The sequence below is a fragment of the Pseudomonas sp. R151218B TE3479 genome (assembly GCF_053629195.1).
On sequence record NZ_JBRJHV010000001.1, the window covers coordinates 5,080,508 to 5,103,934 of the forward strand.

A 23,427-nucleotide genomic window follows, 5' to 3' on the forward strand; every position below is an offset into this window, starting at 1 on the left:
GGGCACTGCAGATCCCCTGTGGGAGCGAGCTTGCTCGCGATGAGGCCAATCCAGACACCAAAAAACCACTGCCCACCAGAGGCAGCACCTCAAACACCGTGAGGCCCACTCCATGATCCAGCCCTTGAGTCACCTCCCCCATTCCCAGGAAGACCCGGCCACCCTCGCCGCCCGCTTCAGCGACCTGGCGCCGCCGCTCAACGCGCGCCAGGCCCACCTGGAAGCGTCCCGCTGCCTGTACTGCTACGACGCGCCCTGCGTGAACGCCTGTCCGAGCGAGATCGACATTCCTTCGTTCATTCGCAACATCCACCAGGACAACGTCCAAGGCGCGGCCCAGAAAATCCTCTCGGCCAACATCCTCGGCGGCAGTTGCGCCCGGGTCTGCCCCACGGAGGTCCTGTGCCAGCAAGCCTGCGTGCGCAACAACGCCCATGAATGCGCGCCGGTATTGATCGGCCAGCTGCAACGCTATGCAGTGGACAATGCCCACTTCAGCGAACACCCGTTCAAGCGTGCCGCCGCCACCGGCAAGCGCATCGCGGTGGTCGGGGCCGGGCCGGCGGGATTGGCGTGTGCGCACCGCAGTGCGATGCACGGCCATGACGTGGTGATTTTCGAAGCTCGGGACAAGGCCGGCGGCCTCAACGAATACGGGATCGCCAAGTACAAACTGGTGGACGATTACGCCCAACGCGAGCTGGATTTCCTGCTGGAGATCGGCGGCATCGAAATCCGCCATGGCCAGAAACTCGGGGAAAACCTGAGCCTGAGCGACCTGCACCAGCAATTCGACGCAGTGTTCCTCGGCCTCGGCCTGGCCGCCAGCAAACAACTGGGCCTGAGCGACGAACAGGCCCCGGGGCTGCTGGCCGCCACCGAGTACATCCGCGAACTGCGCCAGGCCGACGACCTTAGTCAATTGCCGCTGGCTGATCGTTGCATTGTGCTCGGTGCCGGCAACACCGCCATCGACATGGCCGTGCAGATGGCTCGCCTCGGCGCCCGGGACGTCAACCTGGTCTACCGCCGTGGCCTCGAGGACATGGGGGCCACCTTGCATGAGCAAGACATCGCCAAGGCCAATCAGGTGCGTCTGCTGACCTGGGCCCAACCGCAACAGGTGTTGCTCGATGACGCCGGGCATGTGTGCGGCATGCGCTTTTCCCGGACCCATCTGGAAAACGGTCGACTGGTCATCGGTGCCGAGACCTTCGACCTGGCCGCCGACGCCGTTTTCAAAGCCATCGGCCAAGCCTTCGATGACAACGCACTGGTGGATCCACTGGCCCGGGAACTCAAGCGCCAGGACGGGAGAATCTTGGTGGACGAACACCTGCGCACCAGCATTCCCGGTGTCTATGCCGGCGGCGATTGCACCAGCCTCGACCAGGACCTCACCGTGCAGGCCGTGCAGCACGGCAAACTCGCCGCCGAGGCGATCAACGCTCAACTGATGCTTAACGTGGAGGCTGCGTAAATGGCCGATCTGTCGATTGTCTTCGCCGGCATCAAAGCCCCTAACCCGTTCTGGCTGGCCTCCGCGCCGCCCACCGACAAGGCCTACAACGTGGTCCGCGCCTTTGAGGCCGGCTGGGGTGGCGTGGTCTGGAAAACCCTCGGTGAGGATCCGGCAGCCGTGAATGTGTCCTCGCGTTATTCGGCCCACTACGGTGCCAACCGCGAGGTCTTGGGCATCAACAACATCGAGCTGATCACCGACCGTTCCCTGGAGATCAACCTGCGGGAAATCACCCAGGTGAAAAAGGACTGGCCGGACCGGGCGTTGATCGTGTCGCTGATGGTGCCCTGCGTCGAAGAATCCTGGAAACGCATCCTGCCCCTGGTGGAGGCCACCGGCGCCGACGGCATCGAGTTGAACTTCGGCTGCCCCCACGGCATGCCGGAACGGGGCATGGGCGCGGCGGTCGGCCAGGTGCCGGAGTACGTCGAGCAAGTGACCCGCTGGTGCAAGACCTATTGCTCGTTGCCGGTGATCGTCAAGCTCACACCGAACATCACCGACATCCGCGTCGCCGCCCGGGCGGCCCATCGGGGCGGTGCAGACGCGGTGTCGTTGATCAACACCATCAACTCCATCACCAGCGTCGACCTGGACCGCATGGTCGCCCTTCCCAGCGTCGGCAGCCAGAGCACCCATGGCGGTTATTGCGGCTCGGCAGTCAAGCCCATCGCCCTGAACATGGTCGCCGAAATCGCCCGCGATCCGCAGACCCAAGGCTTGCCGATCTGCGGCATCGGCGGCATCGGCAGTTGGCGCGACGCGGCGGAATTCATCGCTCTGGGCAGCGGCGCGGTGCAGGTCTGCACGGCGGCGATGCTGCACGGTTTTCGCATCGTCGAAGAGATGAAGGATGGCCTGTCACGTTGGATGGACAGCCAGGGTCACGCCAATCTGCAAGCGTTCTCCGGTCGCGCAGTGGGCAACACCACTGACTGGAGGTACCTGGACATCAACTACCAGGTCATCGCCAAGATCGACCAGGAGGCCTGCATCGGATGCGGTCGCTGCCACATCGCCTGCGAAGACACCTCACACCAAGCCATCGCCAGCCTCAAGCAGGCGGACGGCACGCGTAAATATGAAGTGATCGATGAGGAATGCGTGGGCTGCAACCTGTGCCAGATCACCTGCCCGGTGCAGGACTGCATCGAGATGGTGACGGTGGACACCGGCAAGCCGTTTCTGGATTGGAACCATGATCCGCGCAATCCCTATCATGTAACCGCTTGAAGGTTGGGGTGTCTGGACTGGCGCCATCGCGAGCAAGCTCGCTCCCACAGTGGATCGTGTCGTTCACAGGTGTTGTGTACACCCGAGAACCAGTGTGGGAGCGAGCTTGCTCGCGATGGCGCCATCAGCCTCACCACAAAACCTCAAGGCTCCAACCCGATCCCCCGCAAAATCACACCGGTCACCGTCTGCACCGCCCGTTCGAATTGCATGTCGGACAGCGGCTGGTGGTCGTTGAGGATATTGATCTGGTGGTCGAAGTCGGCGTAGTGCTGGGTCGAGGCCCAGATCATGTAGAGCAGGCTGGAGGGCTCCACCGGGAGGATGCGCTTGTCCTCCACCCATTGGCGGATCTTCGCTTCCTTCATCTTGGCCCAGTCATAGAGACTGGCGTCCAGTGCCTGGCCCAGGGTCGGGGCACCGTGGATGATCTCGTTGGCCCAGACCTTGGAGCCGTAGGGCCGGCTGCGGGAGTGGTTCATCTTGGCGCGAATGTAGCTGCTGAGCACCACCCGCGGGTCGTCGAACATTTCGAAGCACAAGGCATCCTGTTTCCACACCTCCAGCAGATCGAACAGCACGGCGCTGTACAGTTCACTCTTGGTGCTGAAGTAGTAATGCAGGTTGGAACGCGGCAATTGCACTTCGGCGGCGATGTCGGCCATGGCGGTGCTGCCGAAGCCTTTCTCGGCAAAAACCTTCTCGGCGGCCAACAGGATTTTCTCGACGTTACTGCGACGAATCTCGATCTTGTGATTGCCCATGAGGGCTCCCTGGCAACAGCGTTGCTCAAGACTAGCATTCACCCACTTTTGAAAACACTGGGGATCCCTGCGGGAGCGAGCCTGCTCGCGATAGCGTCATCAGCCTCACCTGAATTATCTAATGCCCTCCCTATCCCGGACTAACAGTTCTGCTAGTAGACGTCCTCCGAGAAATACCCGAGCCTGACACAGCCGAGCGCACCCGGGAGGACCCACCCATGTCGCCTTCATCGAAAAACATACTGTGCCGCTATCACTACGATCCACTGGATCGCCTCACAGGCCTGACACCGCTGGGGCATCCCGGTACACAACGCTTCTATCAAAACAACGAACTGGTCAATGAAATCGACAGCGAGGCACAGCTCACGATCGTGCGCAACGGGGAACAGCCACTGGCTCAGCGGCTGAGTGTCATCGGTGTGACCGAGACGACACTGTTGGCGACGGATCAACAGCGTTCGCCATTGACGGCGGTGACGGACGCAGATTTGCAACGGATGGCCTATACCGCCTACGGTCACCGAACGAGGGAAAGTGGGTTGAGCAGTTTGCTCGGATTCAATGGCGAGCGGCCTGAGCCGATCACCGGGCACTATTTGTTGGGACAGGGGAATCGGGCTTTTAATCCGGTGTTGATGCGGTTCAATAGTCCGGATGAGTTGAGTCCTTTTGGTGATGGGGGAATCAATGCGTATGCTTATTGTGGGGGGGATCCGGTTAATCGGTATGATCCGACTGGGAACGTTCTAATAGATATTTTTAAAATAAACTTCCTCATCGGCAATCCTGTGTTAGACCTTTCACCTAGCGCGCCTCTGGACCTTTCATTAAAAACCATTACCCGTCCTGCGTCCCAACTTCCCGCAGCTCCGCAAATAAATCCGCAAACCTTCCCAATAGCGGGGCCGGCCCTGACCAATACCGTTACGCCCTCGGCTGCCCCAAAGACGCCCAGTGTGGCAGCACGATTACCCCCCCGACAGAGAGCTACACGACCTTATTCTCGAACCGCAAACCCAACGAAAAATCAAAAAAGAGTTTATGCCTTTGAAGATAGACAAGCGAAAAGGGTCGAGTTATGGGAGCGTTTTGTAAAAAGAAATCCAGATACCACCATAGATGCCAGTCGAGAAGTTCGAAGACGGCTTACGGACGCTCTAGCAAATTTGGATTTTTCCAAACAAGGTGGGCTCGTATTAGGTGATGGAGGAGAAGTGCTGAATAGATCAGCCCTCCGAAAGGCAGTCTCGAGAGCCCAACTGGCGGTCAAGGCCGATGCTTGGAAAAAGGTCCAACGGCTCAGAGAGATCAAAAGGGCCAATAGGAACATTCGTGCTCAATAAATTTAATAACTCCTAACTAAATTAACGTGCTGACCCATTGGGTCTTTGGCGAGCAAACGACCTGAGTTAAAACAGTTTGCACAGTTATGCGTATGTGTACCTGGGCCAGGGTACGCAGAAGCGCCCGTGGCGAGGGAGCAGCCTCCCTCGCCACGGGTGTGCGCTAGGTCGGTTGGCGCTGTTCGACGTTATCCAGCGCGCGGTTGGCCAGCAGGCTGCCCAGTTCGATCAGTTGTTGGATGCCCAGGAGGAAATGTCGGCGTGAACCGTCCAGGTCGAAGGCCAGGTCTTCAACCATGGCGTTGGCCGAGGCCAGGGTTTCGCTGAGGTTGGCGAGCAGGCTTTCGGTGTCGATGTCTTTGTTGACGGTGAAGAGCTGGCCGGGGGCAGGATCCGTTTCGGGTTTGTCCGGCTTGGGGTTCAGGTAATGGTCGAGGACGCGGTCGGTGACTTCGTCGTGTTTTTGAGGCTTGGTTTTTTTGCGCGGCGAGGCTGGATCGGTGTTCGGTGGGTTGGGGGTTACTTTGAACATAGTTGAAGCTCCGATGCTGTAGAAGGGAGCCAACACCCTCTCGCTACCAAACGAATTAGGGTGGCGGCCATACGAAGGTTGGTAGACCGGGCATCGGAGCCGGCGCCTCCGAAGAGACCCTGCGCATGGCCACCAAAAAGCGAAGTGCGTGATTGCACTCGCAAGAGATGACGCTATGCACCGACAGCCCGGGCTACCAAACCCGATCACTGATTCAATCAGTGACCCGGAAACGATAGAGCCCTGGCCCCCAGGCGCACAAGCCGGCGGATTCTGGCGCAGGTGTAGGCAATGGCGCAAGACGACGTAGCCCGATCCAGAACGATCCTACATCTGAATAAACACGGTTCCCCTGATGGACTGGGAGCTTGGGTTAACAAAACACCTGTGGCGAGGGGATTTATCCCCGCTGGGCTGCGCAGCGGCCCTAAAGTAGGTTGAATGCAATCAGCCTGACACACCGCTGCGACAGTAATTGGGGCTGCTGCGCAGCCCAACGGGGATAAATCCCCTCGCCACAAGAGACCTCACCGTCCATGAGAGTGCGGGCATTCGACTAATGTCTTAGACCAGTCATCGCACAACCAAGCACCCTCGTCGCTATCCTCACACCACATATCTGCCCAGCGCCACGGCCTGCAATCTTGACCTCGTCCAGCAACAGCCGTTGAAGCGCCTCATTTTGAAGCACAGCCGAGTTGGATAATTCCGGTAATGGCCAGTTGACAATGAGCAGCCGCTTCCAAATAATCCCTCCAATGTTGTACGACGACGTATGACAAAAATAAAAACAACAAAAAAGTAGGGAGCGTCATAGTGAGCACACGTGTCCGTTTTTCGCCCGATCGCCGTCCAAACCGCCGTACCCTTCTCAATGCCAGCCCCGCCCTGATCCTGCTCGGTTGCAGCAGCCTTACCGCGTTTCTGCCAACCGCCGCCAGCGCCGAAGGCTTCGTCGATGACGCCAAGGCCACGCTGAACCTGCGCAACGCCTACTTCAATCGCAACTTCACCAACCCGAACAACGCCCAGGGCAAGGCCGAAGAGTGGACCCAGAGTTTCATCCTCGACGCCAAGTCCGGCTTCACCCAGGGCGTGGTCGGTTTCGGCGTGGACGTGCTGGGCCTGTACTCGGTCAAACTCGACGGCGGCCGAGGCACCGCGGGTACGCAACTGCTGCCGGTGCATGACGACGGTCGCCCGGCCGACGACTTCGGCCGTTTGGGCGTGGCCCTGAAGGCCAAGGTGTCGAAGACTGAGTTGAAGGTCGGCGAATGGATGCCGGTGCTGCCGATCCTGCGCTCCGACGACGGCCGTTCCCTGCCGCAAACCTTCCGTGGCGGCCAGGTGACCTCCACCGAAATCAACGGCCTGAGCCTCTACGGCGGCCAGTTCCGCGGCAACAGCCCGCGCAATGACGCGAGCATGGAAGACATGTCCATGAACGGCCGCGGCGCGTTCACCTCCGACCGTTTCAACTTCGGCGGCGGTGAATACGCCTTCAATGAAAAACGCACCCAGGTCGGTGTCTGGTACGCGGAACTGTCCGACATCTACCAACAGCAATATTTCAACCTGACCCACAGCCAGCCCATCGGCGACTGGACCCTGGGCGCCAACCTCGGCTACTTCATCGGCAAGGAAGACGGCAGCGCCCTGGCCGGCGACCTGGACAACAAAACCGCCTTCGCCATGCTCTCGGCCAAGTACGGCGGCAACACCTTCTACGTCGGCCTGCAGAAAGTCGGCGGCGACGACGCCTGGATGCGCGTCAACGGCACCAGCGGCGGCACCCTGGCCAACGACAGCTACAACTCCAGCTACGACAACGCCAAGGAAAAATCCTGGCAACTGCGCCACGACTTCAACTTTGCCGCCGTCGGCGTGCCGGGCCTGACCCTGATGAACCGCTACATCAGCGGTGACAACGTGCACACCGCCACGGTCGACGATGGCAAGGAATGGGGTCGGGAAAGTGAACTGGCCTACACCGTGCAGAGCGGCGCGTTGAAGAGCCTCAACGTGAAATGGCGCAACTCGACGATGCGCCGGGATTTCAGCACCAACGAATTCGATGAGAACCGTATTTTCATCAGCTATCCGATCAGTTTGTTGTAAGGCGGTTGGGTGGGTCTGCTGGTGAGGGGGCGGCTGGGCTGGCGCCTTCGCGAGCAGGCTCGCTCCCACGAGGAAAGGTCACTCTTTGCCCGCGGTCATATGGCCTATACAACGGATATCACTCACTGTTTGCTCAGGTAATGCCATGACTACGACACCGATTCGCCAACCCCTCAATCGCCTGCTGCTGACCGGCGCCGCCGGCGGCCTGGGCAAAGTCCTGCGCGAGCGCCTCAAGCCTTTCGCCCGTCACATCCGGCTGTCGGACATCGCCAACATGGCCCCGGCCATCGATGAAAGCGAAGAAGTGGTGCCGTGCGACCTGTCCGATAAACAGGCCGTGCACCGATTGGTGGAAGGCGTCGACGCCATCCTGCATTTCGGGGGTGTTTCGGTGGAGCGCCCGTTCGAAGAAATCCTGGGCGCCAACATCAGTGGCGTGTTCCACATCTATGAAGCCGCCCGCAAGCATGGCGTCAAGCGTGTGATCTTCGCCAGCTCCAACCACGTCATCGGCTTCTACAAGCAGGACGAGGCCCTCGACGCTCTCTCCCCTCGCCGTCCGGATGGCTACTACGGCCTGTCCAAATCCTACGGCGAAGACGTCGCCAGTTTCTACTTCGATCGCTACGGCATCGAGACCGTGAGCATCCGCATCGGCTCCTCGTTCCCCGAGCCACAGAACCGCCGAATGATGAGCACCTGGCTGAGCTTCGACGACCTCACCCAACTGATCGAATGCTCGCTCTACACGCCAAAGGTCGGCCACACCGTGGTCTACGGCGTGTCCGCCAACCGCGACGTCTGGTGGGACAACAGCCACGCCGCGCACCTGGGTTACCAGCCCAAGGACACTTCCGAGATTTTCCGCGACAAGATCGAAGCCCAGCCAATGCCGGCTGCCGATGACCCGGCCAGGATCTACCAGGGCGGTGCCTTCGTCGCGGCCGGCCCGTTCGACGACTGATTGGCCTGTTTCCATGGGATACGAACGTACAAAGGAATCACCATGCAAGCCGAATTGATTGTCGATGCACGCAACGCCGTCGGGGAGAGCCCGGTGTGGGTTCCCGAGGAAAACGCCCTGTATTGGGTGAACATCCCCAGCGGTGGCCTGCAACGCTGGAATGCCAGCAGCGGAAAAATCCAAGGCTGGGAAGCCCCCGAAATGCTTGCCTGCATTGCCCGTCACCAGGACGGCGGCTGGGTCGCTGGCATGGAAAGCGGTTTCTTCCGCCTGCACCCCCATGACGACGGCAGCCTCGACAGCGAACTCTGTGCGAGCGTCGAACACAGCCGCGTCGACATGCGCCTCAACGATGGCCGTTGCGACCGCCAGGGCCGCTTCTGGGCCGGCAGCATGGTGCTGAACATGGCCGCCAACGTCGACGAAGGCCGGATGTACCGGTATGAGGCCGGGCAACGCAGCCCGGTCGAGGCGCAACTGAGCGGTTTCATCGTGCCCAATGGCCTGGGATTCAGCCCGGACGGCCGGACGATGTACCTCTCCGACTCGCACCCGTTGGTCCAGCAGATCTGGGCTTTCGACTACGACATTGACAGCGGCACCCCATCCAACCGGCGGCTGTTCGTCGACATGCTGCCCCTGGCCGGTCGCCCGGACGGCGCAGCAGTCGACGCCGACGGTTGCTACTGGATCTGCGCCAACGACGCCGGGCTGATTCACCGGTTCACCCCGGATGGACGTCTCGACCGCTCACTGGAGGTACCGGTGAAAAAACCGACCATGTGCGCCTTTGGCGGCAGCCGCCTGGACACCCTCTTCGTCACCTCGATCCGCCCCGGTGACGACACCGATCCGCATTCCCTGGCCGGGGGCGTGTTCGCCCTCAACCCCGGCGTCAAAGGCCTGGCCGAGCCCGCTTTTGGAGGGCTGAAACACGCCGCGAAATAATCTGCTTCACCGCTTTGCTGAATGAGCCATAAAAAAAACAACAAACTGGAGATTGACCATGAATTTCAAACGCACGCTTCTGATCGCAGCCCTCCCCCTGGCCTTCCTGGCCCAGGCGGCCCATGCCCTTGAACTCAAGATCGCCGACATCCATCCCAAGGGCTACCCCACCGTGATGGCCGAAGAAAGCATGGGCAAGACCCTGACCAAAGAGACCAACGGCGAACTGACCTTCAAATATTTTCCAGGCGGTGTACTGGGTTCCGAGAAGGAAGTCATCGAGCAGATGCAAGTCGGCGCGATACAGATGTCCCGAGTCAGCCTGGGCATCGTTGGCCCTGTGGTACCGGATGTGAACGTGTTCAACATGCCGTTCATCTTCCGCGACCAGGCCCATATGCGCGCCGTCATCGACGGTGATGTGGGCGATGCGATCCTCGACCGGATCACCAATTCCGAGTTCGGTCTGGTGGCCCTGGCCTGGATGGACGGCGGCACGCGCAACATCTACACCAAGAAGCCGGTGCGCAAGCTCGAAGACCTCAAGGGCATGAAGATCCGTGTGCAAGGCAACCCGATGTTCATCGAGATGATGAACGCCATGGGCGCCAACGGTATCGCGATGGACACCGGTGAAATCTTCAGCGCCCTGCAGACCGGCGTGATCGACGGCGCGGAAAACAACCCGCCGACCCTGCTCGAACACAACCACTACCAAAACGCCAAGTACTACAGCCTTACCGGACACTTGATTCTGCCAGAGCCGATCGTGATGTCGAAAATCACTTGGGAAAAACTGACCCCGGATCAACAGACGATGGTCAAGAAAGCCGCCAAGGCTGCCCAGGCCGAAGAGCGTGCGCTGTGGGACCAGAAGTCCACCGCCAGCGAAGAAAAACTCAAGGCTGCGGGTGTCGAGTTCATCACCGTCGACAAAAAACCCTTCTACGACGCCACCGCACCGGTACGGGCCAAGTACGGCGCGCCCTATGCCGACCTGATCAAGCGTATCGAAGCCGTTCAGTAACGCCTCCCGCTCTGTACTCATGAAAAGGCCCGGCACGCCTGATGCCCAAGGCGTGCCCGGTTACGGTGGAACCCGATGAAGAATTTGCTGCTGCGTATCAACGATAAGATCTACATGACGTGCATCTGGGTTGCCGGCCTTTCCGTCCTGGCGATTTCCCTGATGATTCCCTGGGGCGTGTTCGCCCGCTACGTGCTGGGCTCCGGCTCGAGTTGGCCCGAGCCCACGGCGATCCTGCTGATGATGGTGTTCACCTTCATTGGTGCCGCCGCCAGTTACCGCGCCGGTGCGCACATGGCCGTGGCCATGCTCACCGACCGCATGCCACCGCACCTGAAATCCGCGGCGTCGATTTTTTCCCAATTGCTCATGGCCCTGATCTGCATCTTCATGACGGTCTGGGGCTTCAAGCTGTGCATGTCCACCTGGAACCAGTTCATGGCTTCCCTGCCCGGCCTGCGAGTGGGCGTGACCTATTTGCCGATTCCCCTGGGGGGCTTGCTGACGCTGGTTTTCGTCCTGGAAAAACTCTTGCTCGGTGACCAGAGCAAACGGCGGGTCGTGCAGTTCGACCTGGTTGAAGAAAGTGAAGGTGCCGCTTAATGGACGCTCTGATTCTGCTGGGCAGTTTTATCGTGTTGATCCTGATCGGCATGCCGGTCGCCTACGCCCTGGGCGCCGCCGCCCTGATCGGTGCGTGGTGGATCGACATCCCGTTCCAGGCCGTGATGATCCAGGTGGCGGGTGGGGTGAACAAGTTCTCCCTTCTGGCCATTCCGTTCTTCGTGCTGGCCGGTGCGATCATGGCCGAGGGTGGCATGTCTCGCCGCTTGGTGGCGTGTGCCGGCGTGCTGGTGGGTTTTGTGCGTGGTGGCCTGTCACTGGTCAACATCGTCGCCTCGACCTTCTTCGGTGCGATCTCCGGTTCGTCAGTGGCCGACACCGCGTCGGTGGGCTCGGTGCTGATTCCGGAAATGGAACGCAAAGGCTATCCACGGGACTTTTCCACCGCCGTGACCGTCAGTGGTTCGGTGCAAGCCCTGCTGACCCCGCCAAGCCATAACTCGGTGCTCTACTCCCTGGCCGCCGGGGGTACGGTCTCGATTGCCTCGCTGTTCATGGCGGGCATCGTGCCGGGCTTGCTGATGAGCGCCTGCCTGATGGTGTTGTGCCTGATCTTCGCGAAAAAGCGCAACTACCCCAAGGGCGAAGTGATCCCGATGCGCCAAGCGCTGAAAATCGTCGGCGAGGCCCTGTGGGGCCTGATGGCGATGGTGATCATCCTCGGCGGCATCCTGTCGGGCATCTTCACCGCCACCGAATCGGCGGCCATCGCGGTGCTGTGGTCGTTCTTCGTGACCATGTTCATCTACCGCGACTACAAGTGGCGTGAACTGCCGAAGCTGATGCACCGCACCGTGCGCACCATCTCCATCGTGATGATCCTGATCGGCTTCGCCGCCAGCTTCGGCTACATCATGACGCTGATGCAGATCCCGGCGAAGATCACCACGATGTTCCTGACCTTGTCGGACAACCGCTACGTGATCCTGATGTGCATCAACGTGATGTTGCTGCTGTTGGGCACCGTGATGGACATGGCGCCGCTGATCCTGATCCTGACGCCCATCCTGATGCCGGTTATCGTCGGCATCGGCGTAGACCCGGTGCAGTTCGGCATGATCATGCTGGTGAACCTGGGCATCGGGCTGATAACGCCGCCAGTGGGAGCGGTGCTGTTCGTCGGCTCCGCCATCGGCAAGGTCAGCATCGAAGCCACCGTCAAGGCGCTGCTGCCGTTCTACGCCGTGCTGTTCCTGGTGCTGATGCTCGTGACCTACGTGCCAGCCCTGTCGCTATGGTTGCCGCATCTGGTGTTGTAAGAATGATAAATCCCCTGTGATCAGGGGATTTATCTGTGGCAGAGATTATCTGTGGCGAGGGGATTTATCCCCGCTGGGCTGCGAAGCAGCCCCCGGAGGCGCGGATCTCGGTGCATCAGACAGATCCCGGTTGTCAGTTCTGGGGCTGCTGCGCAGCCCAGCGGGGATAAATCCCCTCGCCACAACAGCGTTCGCACAAAAACCTCTGTAACACCATTTTCAATTCAGCAGACCAACACCATCATGACCCCACCCCTTCTCCATCTCGAAGACGAACTGACCCGCCTCACGCTGGCCCCGCATCTGGGCGCCAGCCTGGTCGACTGGACCTTGCGTAGCAGCGGCACCCCGCTGCTACGCCCGCCGGCCCCCCAAGCCCTGGAAAACGGCCTGCCCGGCAAGCTCGGTGGGTTCCCGTTGATCCCCTGGTCGAACCGGATCGCCAACGGCGGTTTCGATTGCCCTGGCGGCTGGCTGGCCCTGGACGCCAACAGCCCCAACGACCCGTTCCCCATCCATGGCAGCGCCTGGCAGCAACCGTGGCAAGTGACCGAACAGAACGCCCAGGAAGCGCTGCTGCAACTCGACAGTCAGCACCCATTCGGCTATTGCGCCAGTTTGCGTGTCCGCTTGCGCGGCGGTCAGTTGCAGATCGCGATGCTCGTCACCCACACGGCGAAACAGCCGGCGTGGCATGGGCTCGGCCTTCACCCGTACTTCCCGCGCACCGCCGGCACGCGCCTGCAAACCCGGGCGAGCGAAGCCTGGCTGTGCGACGCCACGAAACTGCCGACAGAACGGATCGACCTTCCCGAACACTGGAACTTCCAGGAGGCCCGTTTGTTGCCGGACACCCTCGTGGACAATGGCTTCGGTGGCTGGGACGGGCATTGCCTGATCCAACAGCCGGAGCTGGGCTATGAGCTGGAGTGCCAGGCCAGCGGCTGCGATTACTTCCTGCTGTACTGCCCCGTGGGCCTGGATTTCTTTTGCATCGAACCGGTCAGCCACCCCGTCAACGCCCACCACCTGCCGGGACGACCGGGCTTGCGTTTGCTGGAGCAAGGGCAATCGGTGGCGCTGGGGTTTTCGATGCAGTGCCGGTTGCTGTAACCCCTGTGGCCATGGGGCAGTCCCGGTTCATGGCCGCTACGCCCGCACCCACATGAACACTGCCACCCCCAGGCACACCCCGGCGAACCCCACCTGCAGCGCCCGGGCCGGAACCTTGGCCGACACTTGCCGGCCGAGCACCATCCCGACGATGCTCGCCGCAATGAACGCCATCCCTACCCGGTCGATGCTCACCCCGGCATGAAAGGCGCCCACCACGCCAATCAACGAAATCAGGCTGATGACCATCAAGGACGTCGCGACGATCCCGCGCATCTGCACATCGGTCAGTTGCTTGAACGCCGGCACGATCAGGAAACCGCCCCCCACACCCAGCAGCCCCGAGACCATGCCCGTCACTGCGCCCAATGCCGACAGCGTGGCGGTACAACGAGGCGTCCAGGCCAGGCGGCCGGTCTGGCGGTCGAGCATGCAGTTCTTCTGGCCCCAACTGGCGGCACCATGATCGCTGGGCCCCACTTGCGGCGTTTCCCGGCGCAACATGCGCGCCGCCACCAGCACCATCAGCAGGCTGAACAGCATCATCAGGATTTTTTCCGAAAGCTGGTGGGCGAGGTAGATGCCCAGCGGCGAAAACACCGCGCCCAGCAACGCGATCAGCAGCGCCGCGCGATAGCGCACCAGGCCATGGCGCAGCCCGTCGATGGCCCCCACCGCCGCCGCGCTACCCACCGCGAACAAAGCCACCGGCGCGGCCTGGGTCATGCTCCAGCCCAGGCCCAACACCAACGCCGGCACCGCCAGGATGCCGCCGCCCGCCCCCGTCAGGCCAAGGACCAGGCCCATGACCACACCAAAAAAACTCGCCAGTAACATTCAGGTTCTCTCAAGCCGCGCACACCTGTTGGCAGGTGCGATCGCATTTGCAGGACGCCTTGGCCCTCACTAAGCTGCGGACCATATGTTGTAAGTCCCAAGCGTTGCAACAAGCTATTTTAGATTGGTATGTGGCGAGGGAGCTTGCTCCCGCTGGGCTGCGTAGCAGCCTCTTTCATGAGTTCTTCCCGTACAGGTTCGCAGTCATGCCCGCGCAGATTCAAAGTTTTCTCGACCCCGCCTCCAAGACCTATACCCACGTTGTGTATGAACACGATGGCGGGCACTGCGCGGTGGTCGATCCGGTGCTCGACTACGATCCGGCCTCGGGCCGCAGCGGCACCGCGCAGGCGGATCGGGTGATTGCGTTTGTGCGGGAACATCAACTGACGGTGCAATGGCTGCTGGAGACCCACGCCCATGCCGATCACTTGTCCGCAGCGCCTTATCTGCGTCGGGAGCTGGGCGGCAAGATCGCCATCGGCGAGTCCATCGGCCAGGTGCAGAACGTGTTCAAGACCCTGTTCAACCTGGAGCCGCACTTCGCCGTCGACGGTTCGCAATTCGACCGCCTGTTCGCACCCGACGAGTCCTTCCTGATCGGCAACCTCAAGGCCACCGCCCTGCACGTGCCCGGCCATACCCCGGCGGACATGGCCTACCTGATCGATGGCGACGTGATCCTGGTGGGCGACACGCTGTTCATGCCCGACGTAGGCACCGCCCGTTGCGACTTCCCCGGTGGCAACGCCCATCAGCTCTACGCCTCGATCCGCAAGCTGCTGGCTTTCCCCGCCGGGGTGCGGCTGTATGTGTGCCACGACTATCCACCGGAGGAACGCGAGCCCCACTGCGTGAGTACCGTGGGTGAACAGCGCCAGCACAACATCCATGCCCGCGATGGCATCGATGAAGCCTCGTTCGTGGCCATGCGGACCCAGCGCGACAAGACACTGGGCATGCCGACGCTGTTGCTGCCGGCGATCCAGGTCAACGTGCGGGCCGGCCACCTGCCGCCGGCCGAGGACAATGGCGTGACCTATCTGAAGATTCCGATCAATCAGCTTTAGAAGCTTGTACTGAATGTAATGGCCTCATCGCGAGCAAGCTCGATCCCACAGGGATTGGCGGGGGTCGCAGAACCCGGCAACACTGCAAATCCAATGTGGGAGCGAGCTTGCTCGCGATGACAGTGGGTCAGGAAACAATGAGCCTCAGGTCCCCAAGGTCAACCCATTGGCCGGCAACGGCAGCGCGGTCTTGTAGCGCACCTGCTTGAGGGCAAAGCTCGAACGGATGTTCGCCACCCCCGGGACCTTGGTCAGGAAGTCCATCATGAACCGCTCCAGCGACTGGATGGTCGGCACCAGCACGCGGATCAGGTAATCCGGATCGCCGGCCATCAGGTAGCACTCCATCACCTCGGGTCGGTCGGAAATCGCCTCCTCGAAGTGCTGCAACGCTTCCTCCACCTGCTTCTCCAGGCTCACATGGATGAACACGTTGACGTGCAACCCCAGCAGGTCGGCATCCAGCAGCGTGACCTGCTCGCGGATCACCCCCAGCTCCTCCATCGCCCGGACGCGGTTGAAGCACGGCGTCGGCGACAGATTGACCGAACGGGCGAGATCGGCGTTGGTGATGCGGGCGTTTTCCTGAAGGCTGTTCAGAATGCCGATGTCGGTGCGATCCAATTTACGCATGAGACAAATAATCCTGTTTTTTATCGTTGTGCAGATTTTTTATCTGCAAATGATCTGAACAGCAAGCTAACAGAGAAAAATATTCTTCTTCGTCGAGCCTATGATTGTTGTAGGACAATGTCCCCTACCCGGGGACATTCGTCAGCTAGCGCGCCCACTACAAGAAATTCACAAGATCGAGCGTAGAAAGCCATGAACCCAGCGTACGAACCGCTACGCCTGCACGTCCCCGAACCCTCGGGCCGTCCCGGCTGCAAGACCGACTTTTCCTACCTGCATCTGTCCGATGCCGGCACGGTGCGCAAACCTCCCATCGACGTCGAACCCGCCGACACCGCCGACCTGGCCCGCAGCCTGATCCGCGTACTCGATGACCAGGGCAATGCCTTGGGCGACTGGGCGGCGGACATTCCCGTCGAGATCCTGCGCAAAGGCATGCGTGCCATGCTCAAGACGCGGATCTACGACAACCGCATGGTGGTCGCCCAGCGCCAGAAAAAGATGTCGTTCTACATGCAAAGCCTTGGCGAGGAAGCCATCGGCAGCGGCCAGGCCCTGGCGCTGAACATCGATGACATGTGCTTTCCCACCTATCGCCAGCAAAGCATCCTGATGGCCCGCGACGTGCCGTTGGTGGGCATGATCTGCCAACTGCTGTCCAACGAGCGCGATCCGCTCAAGGGCCGGCAGTTGCCGATCATGTACTCGGTCAAGGACGCCGGTTTCTTCACCATTTCCGGCAACCTCGCCACGCAGTTCATCCAGGGCGTGGGTTGGGGCATGGCCTCGGCGATCAAGGGCGATACCAAGATCGCCTCGGCCTGGATCGGTGACGGCGCCACCGCCGAATCGGACTTCCACACCGCCCTCACCTTCGCCCACGTCTACCGGGCGCCGGTGATCCTCAACGTGGTCAACAACCAGTGGGCGATTTCCACCTTCCAGGCCATTGCCGGCGGTGAAGCCACGACGTTCGCCGGACGCGGCGTCGGTTGCGGCATCGCCTCCCTGCGTGTCGATGGCAACGACTTCATGGCGGTCTACGCCGCCTCGCGCTGGGCCGCCGAACGTGCCCGCCGCAACCTCGGCCCGGCGCTGATCGAATGGGTCACATACCGCGCCGGTCCGCACTCCACCTCGGACGATCCCTCCAAGTACCGCCCTGCCGACGACTGGAGCCACTTCCCGCTGGGCGATCCGATTGCCCGTCTCAAGCAACACATGGTCAAGATCGGCCAGTGGTCCGAAGAGGAACATGCGGCGGTCACCGCCGAACTCGAAGCCGAGGTGATCGCCGCGCAGAAGGAAGCCGAACAGTACGGCACCCTCGCCGGCGGGCAGATTCCAAGCGCCGCGACCATGTTCGAAGACGTCTACAAAGAGATGCCGGAGCACTTGAAGCGCCAGCGTCAGCAGTTGGGGATCTGACATGAACGATCACAACACCAATATTGCGCTGGATACCGCCATGACCACTACCACCATGACCATGATCCAGGCCCTGCGCTCGGCCATGGACGTGATGCTCGAGCGCGACGACAACGTCGTGGTGTTCGGCCAGGACGTGGGCTACTTCGGCGGCGTGTTCCGCTGCACCGAAGGCCTGCAGAACAAGTACGGCACCTCGCGGGTGTTCGACGCACCGATTTCCGAAAGCGGCATCGTCGGCGTGGCGGTGGGCATGGGCGCCTACGGGCTGCGGCCGGTGGCCGAGATCCAGTTCGCCGACTACGTCTACCCGGCGTCGGACCAGATCATTTCCGAGGCGGCGCGCCTGCGCTATCGCTCGGCCGGCGAGTTCACCGCGCCGATGACCCTGCGCATGCCCTGCGGCGGTGGCATCTATGGCGGCCAGACCCACAGCCAGAGCATCGAGGCGATGTTCACCCAGGTCTGCGGCCTGCGCACCGTGATGCCGTCCAACCCCTACGACGCCAAGGGCTTGCTGATCGCCTCCATCGAAAACGATGACCCGGTGATCTTCCTCGAACCCAAGCGCCTGTATAACGGCCCGTTCGACGGCCACCACGACCGCCCGGTAACACCCTGGTCGAAACACCCCTCGGCCCAGGTGCCGGACGGTTACTACACGGTGCCGCTGGACGTCGCCGCCATCACCCGTCCGGGCAAGGACGTGACGGTGCTCACCTACGGCACCACGGTCTACGTCTCTCAAGTGGCGGCCGAAGAAACCGGCATCGACGCCGAAGTCATCGACCTGCGCAGCCTCTGGCCACTGGACCTTGAGACCATCGTCAAATCCGTGAAGAAAACCGGCCGCTGCGTGGTTGTCCACGAAGCCACCCGCACCTGCGGTTTCGGCGCCGAACTGGTGTCGTTGGTGCAAGAACACTGCTTCCACCACCTGGAAGCGCCCATCGAGCGTGTCACCGGTTGGGACACCCCCTACCCGCACGCGCAGGAGTGGGCGTATTTCCCTGGGCCGTCCCGAGTGGGCGCGGCGTTGAAACGGGTCATGGAGGTCTGAATGGGCACGCACGTTATCAAGATGCCGGACATCGGCGAAGGCATCGCCGAAGTGGAACTGTCGGTGTGGCACGTCAAGGTCGGCGACATGGTGGTCGAAGACCAGGTGCTGGCCGATGTCATGACCGACAAGGCGATGGTGGACATCCCTTCGCCGGTGCATGGCCGGGTCATCGCCCTGGGTGGCGAGCCGGGTGAAGTCATGGCGGTGGGCAGCGAACTGATCCGCATTGAAGTCGAAGGTGCGGGTAATTTGAAAGAGTCGGCACAGCCGGCGCCAGTGGCGACAGCGCAGGCGCCGAAGCCGGCGCCAGTGGCCACGCCTGAACCTGTGGTGGAAAAGACCGCCGCCCCTCGCCAGGCGCCGCAAGCCCCGGTGGCCCGCGACCCCGACGAGCGCCCACTGGCCTCGCCGGCCGTGCGCAAACACGCGCTGGACCTGGGTATTCAATTGCGCCTGGTCCAGGGCAGCGGCCCGGCCGGACGGGTCCTGCACGAAGACCTCGAAGCCTATCTGGCCCAGGGTCCGTCGTCCCAGGCCAAGGGCGGTTCGGGTTATGCCGAACGCCACGACGAGCAGCAGATCCCGGTGATCGGCATGCGCCGCAAGATTGCCCAGCGCATGCAGGAAGCGACCCAACGCGCGGCTCATTTCAGCTACGTCGAGGAAATCGACGTCACAGCCCTGGAAGAGCTGCGGGCTCACTTGAATGAAAAACACGGCGCCAGTCGCGGCAAGCTGACCTTGTTGCCGTTCCTGGTCCGCGCGCTGGTCGTGGCCCTGCGGGACTTTCCGCAGATGAATGCCCGCTACGACGACGAAGCCCAGGTCATCAATCGCTCAGGCGCGGTGCATGTGGGCGTCGCCACCCAGAGTGACGTTGGCCTGATGGTGCCGGTGGTGCGTCACGCCGAAGCCCGCAGCCTGTGGGACAGCGCGGCGGAAATCGCCCGCCTGGCCACGGCGGCCCGCACGGGCAAGGCCAGTCGCGAGGAACTGTCCGGCTCGACCATCACCCTGACCAGCCTCGGTGCCCTCGGCGGCATCGTCAGCACACCGGTGCTGAACCTGCCGGAAGTGGCGATTGTCGGCGTGAACAAAATCGTCGAGCGGCCCATGGTGATCAAGGGTCAGATCGTGATCCGCAAGATGATGAACCTCTCCAGCTCCTTCGATCACCGGGTGGTCGACGGCATGGACGCGGCGCAATTCATCCAGGCCCTGCGCGGCCTGCTCGAACAACCCGCCACCCTGTTCGTGGAGTAAGGTATGCAACAGACTTTGAACACTACGCTGCTGATCATCGGCGGCGGCCCCGGCGGCTATGTGGCGGCGATCCGCGCCGGCCAGCTGGGCATCTCGACCATCCTGGTGGAAGGCCAGGCGTTGGGCGGTACCTGCCTGAACATCGGTTGCATCCCGTCCAAGGCGTTGATCCATGTGGCCGAGCAGTTTCACCAGACGCGGCACCACAGCCAAGGCTCAGCCTTGGGCATCACGGTGGCGGCGCCAACGCTGGACATCGGCAAGAGCGTGGAATGGAAGGACGGCATCGTCGATCGCCTGACCACCGGCGTCGCGGCATTGCTGAAAAAGCACAAGGTCCAGGTCATTCATGGCTGGGCCAAGGTGATCGATGGCAAGACCGTTGACGTCGGCGACACCCGCATCCAATGCGAACACCTGCTGCTGGCCACCGGTTCGAAAAGCGTCAACCTGCCGATGCTGCCACTGGGCGGGCCGATCATTTCCTCCACCGAAGCCCTCGCCCCCACCTCGGTGCCCAAGCACCTGGTGGTGGTCGGCGGCGGCTACATCGGCCTGGAGTTGGGCATCGCCTATCGCAAGCTCGGCGCCGAGGTCAGCGTGGTCGAGGCCCAGGAGCGGATCCTGCCAGCTTACGACGGCGAGCTGACGCAACCGGTGCACGAGGCACTCAAGCAGTTGGGCGTGAAGCTGTACCTCAAGCACAGCGTCGAAGGGTTCGATGCCCAGGCCAGCACCTTGCAAGTGCGTGATCCCAATGGCGACACGCTGAACCTGGACACCGACCGAGTGCTGGTGGCGGTCGGGCGCAAACCCAACACCCAGGGCTGGAACCTTGAAGCGCTGGACCTGGCGATGAACGGTTCGGCGGTGAACATCGACAGCCGTTGCCAGACCAGCATGCGCAACGTCTGGGCCATTGGCGACCTGAGCGGTGAACCGATGCTCGCCCACCGAGCCATGGCCCAAGGCGAAATGGTCGCCGAGCTGATCGCCGGACAGCATCGGGAATTCAACCCAACCGCCATCGCCGCGGTGTGCTTCACCGACCCGGAACTGGTGGTGGTCGGCAAAACGCCGGACGAGGCCAAGGCTGCCGGGCTGGACTGCATGGTTTCGAGCTTCCCGTTCGCTGCCAACGGCCGAGCCATGACCCTGGAATCGAAAAGCGGTTTCGTCCGGGTCGTGGCGCGCCGGGACAATCACCTGATCGTGGGCTGGCAAGCGGTCGGCGTCGGCGTGTCGGAGCTGTCAACGGCATTCGGCCAGTCCCTGGAAATGGGCGCGCGCCTGGAGGACATCGCCGGCACCATCCACGCCCATCCGACGCTGGGCGAGGCCGTGCAGGAAGCGGCGTTGCGGGCGTTGGGGCATGCGTTGCATCTGTGATTCAGGGGAATTGATGGTGTGAGTGAGGGCCCTATCGCGAGCAAGCTCGCTCCCACAGGTGATAACGGTCGTTCATGGGAACGCAATCTCATGTGGGAGCGAGCTTGCTCGCGATTTTCAAGAACACCATCATTTATCTGTCTGCACCTTGTCGAGCGGGCTGCGAAACAGCCCCGGAATGAAGTATTGTTGTCCCCATCCAAAAAACGTCAGAAGCCTTGAACCGTTTCGACGGTTGTTAAGAAATAGAGGGTGTCATGGGTAACGAGAGCATCAATTGGGACAAACTGGGCTTTGACTACATCAAGACCGACAAGCGCTACCTGTCGCACTGGCGCGATGGCGCCTGGGACGCCGGCACCCTGACCGACGACAACGTGCTGCACATCAGCGAGGGCTCCACCGCCCTGCACTACGGCCAGCAGTGCTTCGAAGGCCTGAAGGCCTATCGCTGCAAGGACGGCTCGATCAACCTGTTCCGCCCGGACCAGAACGCCGCCCGCATGCAACGCAGCTGCGCCCGCCTGCTGATGCCGCACGTCGAGACCGAGCAGTTCGTCGAAGCCTGCAAGCAAGTGGTCCGCGCCAATGAGCGCTTCATCCCGCCGTATGGCACCGGCGGCGCGCTGTACCTGCGCCCGTTCGTGATCGGCGTGGGTGACAACATCGGCGTGCGCACCGCACCCGAGTTCATCTTCTCGATTTTCTGCATCCCGGTCGGCGCCTACTTCAAGGGCGGCCTGACCCCGCACAACTTCCTGATCTCCAGCTTCGACCGCGCCGCCCCGCAAGGCACCGGCGCGGCCAAGGTCGGTGGCAACTATGCCGCCAGCCTGATGCCCGGCTCCCAGGCCAAGAAGGCCAGTTTCGCCGACTGCATCTACCTGGACCCGATGACCCATTCGAAAATCGAGGAAGTCGGCTCGGCCAACTTCTTCGGCATCACCCATGACAACAAATTCGTCACCCCCAAATCCCCTTCGGTCCTGCCGGGCATCACCCGTCTGTCGTTGATCGAACTGGCCAAATCGCGCCTGGGCCTGGAAGTGATCGAAGGCGACGTGTTCATCGACAAGCTGTCGGACTTCAAGGAAGCCGGCGCCTGCGGTACCGCCGCGGTGATCACCCCGATTGGCGGCATCAGCTACAAGGAAAAGCTGCACGTGTTCCACAGCGAAACCGAAGTCGGCCCGATCACCCAGAAGCTCTACAAGGAGCTGACCGGCGTGCAGACCGGTGACGTGGAAGCGCCAGCGGGTTGGATCGTCAAGGTTTGACCTAAGCAACCGCCTGCTCAGTGCCTGCATGAAAAAGCCCACCCCTGCCTCGGCAAGGGTGGGCTTTTTACTGGCGGCTTCGGCTACCCCCGACGCAATACCAGCCATCGTCCCCAGCGCTGGTGAAACCAACCGTAACCGCTGACCAGCAAGATCCCGCCCAGCACCAGGACCGCGCCGAGGATAAAGTTCGGCTCCAACGGTTCGTCCAGCAGCCAGACACCAAAGCCAATGCCGAACAACGGCGTCATGAACGACAGCACGCCCAACTGCGAAGCCAGGTAATGGCGCAGCAGCGAGAACCAGATCAGAAAACTGGCGAAGGACACCAGCAACACCTGGAACGCCAGGCTGGCAATGAGTTGCGGCGTGGGGTTGATCGTCGTTTGCGCCAACGCCACCGACATCCCGATCAGCAGCACTCCGGCGCCGACCAATTGATACAGCAGCGTCTGGCTGGCAGGCAGATCCGTCAATCGCGAACAACGGACCGTCACCGTGGTCGCGCCCCACAGCGCACCGGCCAACAACCCCATGCCGTCACCGAGCAATGAACTGCCGTTCGCCGCCCCCGAGCCACCACTGAAGGCCACCACGATCCCGGCGAATGCGACGGCGATACCCAGCCATTGCGCCGGTTTGAGGCGTTCGCTCGGCAGTTTCCAGTGCAACCCGAGGGCGGCGAACATCGGTGCGGTGTACAGGAAAATCACCATGTGCGAAGCCGTCGTATGCCGCAGGCCTTCGCCCACCATCACGAACTCCAAGGCAAACAACAACCCCACCAACAGGCCTGGCCGCCAACTGCCGTCGGCCAGGGACAGGCGTTCACCCCGCGCCAGCACCAACAGCCAGACCAGCACCGCGGCAATGGCCGAGCGCACGCCCAGTTGCAGCATCGGCGCCATGTCGGCGGCGCTGGCCTTGATCGCGACTTGCTGGAAACCCCAGATGGCACAAAGGCCGGTCATCAGGGCACAGACCTGGCCATCCAGAGCGCGGCGGAGAGTCATG

Annotated in this window: 21 protein-coding genes; 16 read left to right on the top strand and 5 right to left on the bottom strand. The window is 61.8% G+C overall.

Annotated elements, in window-relative coordinates:
* Nucleotides 1-112: 112 nt before the first annotated feature.
* Both AB7M32_RS21720 and preA read left to right on the top strand, forming a co-directional pair.
* Entirely contained in the window at nt 113-1,480 is a 1,368-nt protein-coding gene (locus tag AB7M32_RS21720) for an NAD(P)-dependent oxidoreductase (RefSeq protein WP_454251316.1), read from the top strand.
* Nucleotides 1,481-2,755 (top strand): NAD-dependent dihydropyrimidine dehydrogenase subunit PreA, encoded by a 1,275-nt coding sequence (gene preA, locus AB7M32_RS21725; protein WP_454251317.1) that lies wholly within the window; start codon nt 1,481-1,483, stop codon nt 2,753-2,755.
* Between the two features lie 143 nt (nt 2,756-2,898).
* Here the strand turns inward: preA and AB7M32_RS21730 are convergent, their stop codons facing one another.
* The gene (locus tag AB7M32_RS21730) at nt 2,899-3,519 is read right to left on the bottom strand and encodes a TetR/AcrR family transcriptional regulator (RefSeq protein ID WP_060741719.1); all 621 of its coding nucleotides are present in this window, start codon (nt 3,517-3,519) and stop codon (nt 2,899-2,901) included.
* Between the two features lie 218 nt (nt 3,520-3,737).
* On the opposite strand from AB7M32_RS21730, the gene AB7M32_RS21735 reads away from it, so the two are divergent.
* On the top strand, nt 3,738-4,865 hold the full coding sequence (locus tag AB7M32_RS21735; RefSeq protein WP_454251318.1) for an RHS repeat-associated core domain-containing protein: 1,128 nt from the start codon (nt 3,738-3,740) through the stop codon (nt 4,863-4,865).
* A gap of 163 nt (nt 4,866-5,028) precedes the next feature.
* Here the strand turns inward: AB7M32_RS21735 and AB7M32_RS21740 are convergent, their stop codons facing one another.
* Nucleotides 5,029-5,397, bottom strand: coding sequence for a DUF6124 family protein (locus tag AB7M32_RS21740; protein WP_454251319.1), 369 nt, complete (start codon nt 5,395-5,397; stop codon nt 5,029-5,031).
* An 816-nt stretch (nt 5,398-6,213) separates the two neighbouring features.
* Here AB7M32_RS21740 and AB7M32_RS21745 point away from each other — a divergent pair.
* From AB7M32_RS21745 to AB7M32_RS21775, 7 genes are all read left to right on the top strand, one after another.
* Nucleotides 6,214-7,515, top strand: a complete 1,302-nt coding sequence (locus tag AB7M32_RS21745) for an OprD family porin (RefSeq protein WP_454251320.1) — start codon at nt 6,214-6,216, stop codon at nt 7,513-7,515.
* Between the two features lie 145 nt (nt 7,516-7,660).
* Nucleotides 7,661-8,482, top strand: a complete 822-nt coding sequence (locus AB7M32_RS21750) for an NAD-dependent epimerase/dehydratase family protein (RefSeq protein ID WP_072411608.1) — start codon at nt 7,661-7,663, stop codon at nt 8,480-8,482.
* A gap of 42 nt (nt 8,483-8,524) precedes the next feature.
* Nucleotides 8,525-9,430 carry an SMP-30/gluconolactonase/LRE family protein gene (locus AB7M32_RS21755; protein ID WP_454251321.1) on the top strand — a complete coding sequence of 302 codons (906 nt, stop codon included), beginning with the start codon at nt 8,525-8,527 and terminating at the stop codon, nt 9,428-9,430.
* Nucleotides 9,431-9,488: 58 nt separating this feature from the next.
* On the top strand, nt 9,489-10,457 hold the full coding sequence (locus tag AB7M32_RS21760) for a TRAP transporter substrate-binding protein (RefSeq protein ID WP_454251322.1): 969 nt from the start codon (nt 9,489-9,491) through the stop codon (nt 10,455-10,457).
* Nucleotides 10,458-10,532: 75 nt separating this feature from the next.
* On the top strand, nt 10,533-11,060 hold the full coding sequence (locus tag AB7M32_RS21765) for a TRAP transporter small permease (protein ID WP_060741713.1): 528 nt from the start codon (nt 10,533-10,535) through the stop codon (nt 11,058-11,060).
* Nucleotides 11,060-12,340, top strand: coding sequence for a TRAP transporter large permease (locus tag AB7M32_RS21770; protein WP_072411600.1), 1,281 nt, complete (start codon nt 11,060-11,062; stop codon nt 12,338-12,340). Before AB7M32_RS21765 ends, AB7M32_RS21770 begins: the two co-directional genes overlap by 1 nt.
* Before the next feature lie 243 nt (nt 12,341-12,583).
* Complete coding sequence (locus AB7M32_RS21775) at nt 12,584-13,453, top strand: aldose 1-epimerase (RefSeq protein WP_454251323.1); 870 nt, start codon at nt 12,584-12,586, stop codon at nt 13,451-13,453.
* Between the two features lie 36 nt (nt 13,454-13,489).
* On the opposite strand, the gene AB7M32_RS21780 is transcribed toward AB7M32_RS21775, so the two are convergent.
* The gene (locus AB7M32_RS21780; RefSeq protein ID WP_092328012.1) at nt 13,490-14,290 is read right to left on the bottom strand and encodes a sulfite exporter TauE/SafE family protein; all 801 of its coding nucleotides are present in this window, start codon (nt 14,288-14,290) and stop codon (nt 13,490-13,492) included.
* A 206-nt stretch (nt 14,291-14,496) separates the two neighbouring features.
* Here AB7M32_RS21780 and AB7M32_RS21785 point away from each other — a divergent pair, with 206 nt between their 5' ends.
* Nucleotides 14,497-15,360 (top strand): MBL fold metallo-hydrolase, encoded by an 864-nt coding sequence (locus tag AB7M32_RS21785; protein ID WP_454251324.1) that lies wholly within the window; start codon nt 14,497-14,499, stop codon nt 15,358-15,360.
* A gap of 144 nt (nt 15,361-15,504) precedes the next feature.
* Here AB7M32_RS21785 and bkdR read toward each other — a convergent pair whose 3' ends face one another.
* Nucleotides 15,505-15,993 carry a Bkd operon transcriptional regulator BkdR gene (gene bkdR, locus AB7M32_RS21790; protein WP_003202929.1) on the bottom strand — a complete coding sequence of 163 codons (489 nt, stop codon included), beginning with the start codon at nt 15,991-15,993 and terminating at the stop codon, nt 15,505-15,507.
* Nucleotides 15,994-16,185: 192 nt separating this feature from the next.
* Here bkdR and AB7M32_RS21795 point away from each other — a divergent pair, with 192 nt between their 5' ends.
* The 5 genes from AB7M32_RS21795 to AB7M32_RS21815 all read left to right on the top strand — a co-directional run bounded on the left by AB7M32_RS21795 (nt 16,186) and on the right by AB7M32_RS21815 (nt 22,413).
* Nucleotides 16,186-17,421 (top strand): 3-methyl-2-oxobutanoate dehydrogenase (2-methylpropanoyl-transferring) subunit alpha, encoded by a 1,236-nt coding sequence (locus AB7M32_RS21795; protein ID WP_072411592.1) that lies wholly within the window; start codon nt 16,186-16,188, stop codon nt 17,419-17,421.
* Between the two features lies 1 nt (nt 17,422).
* Complete coding sequence (locus AB7M32_RS21800; RefSeq protein WP_072411590.1) at nt 17,423-18,481, top strand: alpha-ketoacid dehydrogenase subunit beta; 1,059 nt, start codon at nt 17,423-17,425, stop codon at nt 18,479-18,481.
* Nucleotides 18,482-19,747: a dihydrolipoamide acetyltransferase family protein gene (locus AB7M32_RS21805; RefSeq protein WP_454251325.1), complete on the top strand. Its 1,266-nt coding sequence runs from the start codon at nt 18,482-18,484 to the stop codon at nt 19,745-19,747.
* A 3-nt stretch (nt 19,748-19,750) separates the two neighbouring features.
* Entirely contained in the window at nt 19,751-21,136 is a 1,386-nt protein-coding gene (gene lpdA, locus AB7M32_RS21810; protein WP_454251326.1) for a dihydrolipoyl dehydrogenase, read from the top strand.
* A 257-nt stretch (nt 21,137-21,393) separates the two neighbouring features.
* Nucleotides 21,394-22,413 (top strand): branched-chain amino acid aminotransferase, encoded by a 1,020-nt coding sequence (locus tag AB7M32_RS21815; RefSeq protein ID WP_454251327.1) that lies wholly within the window; start codon nt 21,394-21,396, stop codon nt 22,411-22,413.
* A gap of 83 nt (nt 22,414-22,496) precedes the next feature.
* Here AB7M32_RS21815 and AB7M32_RS21820 read toward each other — a convergent pair whose 3' ends face one another.
* The gene (locus AB7M32_RS21820) at nt 22,497-23,426 is read right to left on the bottom strand and encodes a DMT family transporter (protein ID WP_454251328.1); all 930 of its coding nucleotides are present in this window, start codon (nt 23,424-23,426) and stop codon (nt 22,497-22,499) included.
* Nucleotide 23,427 lies beyond the last annotated feature (1 nt).